Annotated in this window: 5 protein-coding genes; all 5 read right to left on the minus strand. The window is 72.2% G+C overall.

What is annotated here, in order from left to right; all coding sequences use genetic code 11:
- Window positions 1–80: 80 nt before the first annotated feature.
- On the minus strand, window positions 81–1,457 hold the full coding sequence (gene cseC / locus ACWGH4_RS31450; protein WP_453466880.1) for a two-component system sensor histidine kinase CseC: 1,377 nt from the start codon (window positions 1,455–1,457) through the stop codon (window positions 81–83).
- A gap of 51 nt (window positions 1,458–1,508) precedes the next feature.
- The gene (cseB, locus tag ACWGH4_RS31455) at window positions 1,509–2,213 is read right to left on the minus strand and encodes a two-component system response regulator CseB (protein ID WP_453466882.1); all 705 of its coding nucleotides are present in this window, start codon (window positions 2,211–2,213) and stop codon (window positions 1,509–1,511) included.
- Window positions 2,214–2,233: 20 nt separating this feature from the next.
- Entirely contained in the window at window positions 2,234–2,899 is a 666-nt protein-coding gene (locus tag ACWGH4_RS31460) for a hypothetical protein (protein WP_453466884.1), read from the minus strand.
- Entirely contained in the window at window positions 2,887–3,459 is a 573-nt protein-coding gene (locus ACWGH4_RS31465; RefSeq protein ID WP_453466886.1) for a SigE family RNA polymerase sigma factor, read from the minus strand. Before ACWGH4_RS31465 ends, ACWGH4_RS31460 begins: the two co-directional genes overlap by 13 nt.
- Window positions 3,460–3,661: 202 nt before the next feature.
- Window positions 3,662–4,576, minus strand: a complete 915-nt coding sequence (locus ACWGH4_RS31470; protein ID WP_453466888.1) for an A/G-specific adenine glycosylase — start codon at window positions 4,574–4,576, stop codon at window positions 3,662–3,664.
- Window positions 4,577–4,726: the final 150 nt, after the last annotated feature.

The raw sequence follows: 4,726 nt of genomic DNA on the forward strand, positions 1-4,726 counted from the left end.
CCTGAAACCAGGCGGTGTTGCGACGACCCCTTGAACCCAAGCCCGGGCGGGGCCTTTGTGCGCCCGGACACGGCAGGGGCTCAGCCGCGGCGCTTCAGCCGGGGCCGCTTCAGCCTCTTCGGCCGCTCCGGCTCCCGGTCCTCCGCCGGTGTCAGCACCGGGAAGCTCCCGGTGTTCGTCGGCGCGTGCTCGGGCAGCCAGAGCACCGCGATCGCCCCGCCGGAGGCCCCCAGTGGTGTCGCCCCCTCCGGCGCGGCGTTCCGGAACGTCAGCCTCGCCCCGAGCACCCGCGCCTGACCGGCCGCGATCGTGAGGCCCAGACCGTGCCCCGTACCCGCACGGTCGCTGGCACCCGTGCGGAACCGGCTCGGTCCCTCCCGCAGCACCGCCTCCGGGAATCCGGGTCCGTGGTCCCGTACCCGCACCACCCGGCCCTCGACGGTGACCTCGATCGGGCCCTTGCCGTACTTGGCCGCGTTGGTGAGCAGATTGCCGAGGATGCGCTCGAGACGCCGGGGGTCGGTACTCACCCAGGAGTTGTGCACCACCCGGACCTCCGCCTCAGGGTGGAACACGGCGACCCTGCGCCCGACGAACTCGCCCAGCTGGATCTCCTGGAGCTCGGCCCGCTCGGAGGCGCTGTCGAGCCTGGCCACCTCCAGCACGTCCTCCACCAGCGTCCGCATGGCCTGCGCCCGGTCCCGTACGAGCTCGGTCGGACGCCCGGGCGGCAGCAGCTCGGCCGCCGTGAGCAGCCCCGTGACCGGTGTGCGCAGTTCGTGGGCGATGTCCGCGGTGACCCGGCGCTCCGCCTCGATCCGTTCGTTGAGGGCATCGGTGAGCGCGTCGACGGCCCGCGCCAGATCGTCGGTCTCGTCGCGCACGACGCCGCCGATGGCGTCCCGCACCCGGACCTCGTGGTTGCCCTCGGCGACATTGCCCGCCGCCGCGGCCGCCTTGCGCAGCCGGCGTGAGAGCTGCCCGCCGATCAGGACGCCCAGCGCGGAACCGCCCAGTACGACCGAGACCGAACCGATGATCAGCGCCCGGTCCAGGTCCTGCATGATCTCGGCGCTGCGCCCGGCGAACGCCGTGTGCAGGGAGAGCACGTCACCGCCGGCCAGGGGCACGGCGGCCCAGATCTCGGGCGTCCCGTCGTGGCCCTCGTCGATGTACGAGCCGCGCCGCTTCTCCCGCATCAGCCGCTGGAGCTCGTCCGGCAGCGCGGGATCGTTGATCTTGCTGTTGAAGCGCGGGTCCTTGTTCTTGGACGTCTCGTACCAGCGCTGCGCCAGCAGGACCCGGTCCATCTGGACGTCACGGGCGTTGTCGAGCATGGAGACCCGGGCGGCGTTGTGCACGACCAGGCTGAGCGCCATGGCGATCAGCGCGCCGACCGCCGCGATCGCGATGCTGATCTTCCAGCGGACGCCGGTGCGCAGGACGAGACGCCTCATGCGGTGGGACTCTCCTCGGCGAAAGGTGCTGCGGCACTCATACGGCGTGCCTCAGGCCTTGAGCTTGTAACCGAAGCCGCGGACCGTCTCGATCCGGTCCTGGCCGATCTTGGTGCGCAGGCGCTGGACATGGACGTCCACGACCCGGGTGTCGCCGCCCCAGCCGTAGTCCCAGACCCGGTCCAGCAGCTTGTCGCGGGAGAGCACGGTGCCGGGGGCGGACGAGAACTCCAGCAGCAGCCGCATCTCGGTCGGCGTCAGCGACACCGGCGTGCCGCCCCTGCGCACCTCCATGCCCTCGGTGTCGACCTCGAGGTCGCCGAAGGTCAGCGCGCCGCTCTGCTCCTGCCCTCCCGCGGGGCCGCCGTCGCCCGCCTGGCCCCCGGCATGGCCGAAGCGGCGCAGCACGGCACGGATACGGGCGACGAGCACGGCGCCGTCGAAGGGCTTGGTGACGTAGTCGTCCGCCCCGGCCTCCAGGCCGAGCACCACGTCGATCGAATCGGCGCGCGCCGAAAGCATGATCACGGGCACCGTCGACTCGTCGCGGATCCGCCGGCACAGGCTCACCCCGTCGAGGCCGGGCACCATCACGTCCAGCAGCGCGATGTCGGGCCGGTCCGCCCGGAACGCCTCGAGGCCGAGCAGCCCGTCGGGCACAGCGGTGACCGCGAAGCCGTCGCGCTCGAGGGCGAGCTGCGTGGCCTCGCGGATGACATCGTCGTCCTCGACGAACAGGACATGGGTCTCGGCCATCCGGCGCTCTCTCAGTTCTCTCAGTTGCCGCTCGGCGCGGGAGCCTCGGAGGCGACCACCTCGCCCTCGCCGACCGCCCTGCTGAATTCGTTGCGCACCCAGAACTCCCGGGTGAACCTGCCCGCCGACCAGCGGTAGGTGCTCACTTCCTCGCCGGACGGCTCCGCCACCGGGTCGTCCTTGGCGTACACCTGCTTGGTCACCACCAGATCGCCCCGGTCGACCGCCGCGTAGACCGCGGGCTCCTCGACGGAGAACACGTTCTCGTAGGTCTTTCCGGTCTCCCGGTACACATACGTGCCCATGCCGACCGCGTCACCGCAGGTCAGCACGTTGACGATGACGTCGGGCGTGTCATTTCCGGTGAGTACCGCGTACGAGGTGTCGACGGGGTACGCGTCCTTGGCGCACGGCCGCAGATCCGCCTTGACCCGGGCACTGACCTTCGGGTCGGCCATCAGCAGCTTGACCGCGTCCACCGACTCCGTGAAATGGCCCGCGTCACCGGCCGACGGCACCGGGGCCGCCCTGCTCGCGGTCTGGGAGGGCGCCGCACCCTCGTCCTCCACCCCCGTGCCCCCGGTGGAACAGCCGGCGGCGAACAGCGCCGCGGCGACGAGCCCGGCCGTCGCCGTGCCGCTCGCCGCCATGGTCCTGCTGCTGCCGTTGCCTCTCAGGCCGCGCACCGCTCCCGCTCCCGTCCGTCATGCCGATCGGCACGCCGCGCCTCGTACCGCTCCAGGGTGCGGGCGTCCAGCTCCCGTGCCTCGAGCTCCTGGCGGAGCCGGGCGAGCGCCCGGTGCAGCGTGCTCTTCACCGTACCGGCCGACATTCCGAGCGCGGCGGCGGTCTCCTCGGTGCTCATCTGCTCCCAGTGCCGCAGCACCACGACGCTGCGCTGCTTGGGCGCCAGCACTCCGAGCACGTCCATCAGCAGAGCCCGGTCCGCACGCTGCTCGCTGCCGTCCTCGACGCTGGCGTCGGGCAGCTGCTCGGTGGGGACCTCATCGAGCTTGCGGGCCCGCCACCACTCGGTGCGCGTATTGATCATCACGCGGCGAAGGTACGCGTCGGCGAGCGACTTGTCCGCGATTCCGTCCCACCGGCCGTAGGTGCGTACGAGCGCGGTCTGGAGCAGGTCCTGTGCGTCGACCGGGTCGGGGACGAGGCGGCGGGCGCTGCGCAGCAGCGCCTCCTGCCTGGTGCGTACGTACTCCTCGAAGTCGAGCACCTCGCCGTGCGCCATTCCAACCGCCTCCGTCCCCGTGACCAAGCTCTGCGTGCTTTGCCGCTCTGGTGTTTCTCCTGCGTCACAAGAAGCTACGGAGGCGTTGTCACGGCACTGTGCGGAGCAGCCGTCGGAGGGCGCACGGCCATCCATCGGTTGTGTAACAGCGGATGTTTCAGGTGGGGGGTGAGTGGGGTAGAGGCTTCGGCCCCGTGCCCGCTCAGGTCAGCGGGAGACGGTAGTGACCGTTCTCCAGCGGCTCGACCAGTCCGTCGGCGACCAGCCCGTCCAGAGCACGGCCCCGCTGCATCGGCTCGTGCCAGACGGCGTCCAGGGCCGACTGCGGCACCGGTGTCACGGCCTCGCGCAGCACGGCGAGCAGCTTGCCGCGAACCTGCCGGTCCGTGCCGACGTACGTCTGGCCGCGTCGTGCGGGACCCACGTGCGCCGGCTTGCCGGCCAGCCGCCAGGCACACTGCTCCGCGATCGGGCAGCGCGCGCAGTCCTCGTTCTTGGCGGTGCACACCAGCGCGCCCAGCTCCATCGAGGCCGCCGCCCAGCGGGCCGCGGTCCGCTCCTCCTCCGGGAGGAGCATGCGGGCCAGCTTGCGCTCGGCCGCCGTCGTCGCGTTCGGCGGGTACTGGATGCCCGTCGCGGCGCGCGCGAACACCCGCCGGACGTTGGTGTCCAGGACGGCGTGCCGCTGCCCGTACGCGAAAGAGGCCACGGCCGCCGCCGTGTACTCGCCGATCCCCGGCAGCGCGAGCAGCTGCGCGTGGTCGGTCGGGACCTCACCGCCGTGCCGCTCCGTTATCGCCTGCGCGGCGCCGTGCAGGCGCAGGGCCCGCCTGGGGTAGCCGAGCCGGCCCCAGGCACGGACGGCTTCACCGGGGGCCTCCTTGGCCAGGTCGGCGGGGCGCGGCCAGCGGGCCAGCCACTGCTCGTACACGGGCAGGACCCGGGTCACCGGGGTCTGCTGCAGCATGAACTCGCTCACCATCACGCCCCATGCGCCTGCTTCGGGGCGACGCCAGGGCAGGTCACGGGCGTGCTGTTCGAACCAGGCGATGACGGGGGTGTGGAGCGAGGCGGGGTCGACGGCTACGGACGTCTGGGTTTCGTGAGTGACAGTCATGGCACACCGATCCTGGCACGTCCGCCGGTGTGCACGCCGCATACACGGGCTCCGGCAAGCCCACGGGGCGTGTCCGCCGCCGGCCGCGGGGGACGCGGCGGCCGACGGGTCCCGGGTGTGCCGTCACGTGGCGCCCGGGCGGCCCGGAAG

This window comes from Streptomyces sp. NPDC054847 (assembly GCF_053610925.1).

What these genes read in the sequence shown, in the direction of transcription:
- ACWGH4_RS31470 (WP_453466888.1), bottom strand. Translation starts at nt 4,576, where the DNA reads ATGACTGTCACTCACGAAACCCAGACGTCCGTAGCCGTCGACCCCGCC.
- ACWGH4_RS31465 (WP_453466886.1), bottom strand. Translation starts at nt 3,459, where the DNA reads ATGGCGCACGGCGAGGTGCTCGACTTCGAGGAGTACGTACGCACCAGG.
- cseB (WP_453466882.1), bottom strand. Translation starts at nt 2,213, where the DNA reads ATGGCCGAGACCCATGTCCTGTTCGTCGAGGACGACGATGTCATCCGC.
- cseC (WP_453466880.1), bottom strand. Translation starts at nt 1,457, where the DNA reads ATGAGGCGTCTCGTCCTGCGCACCGGCGTCCGCTGGAAGATCAGCATC.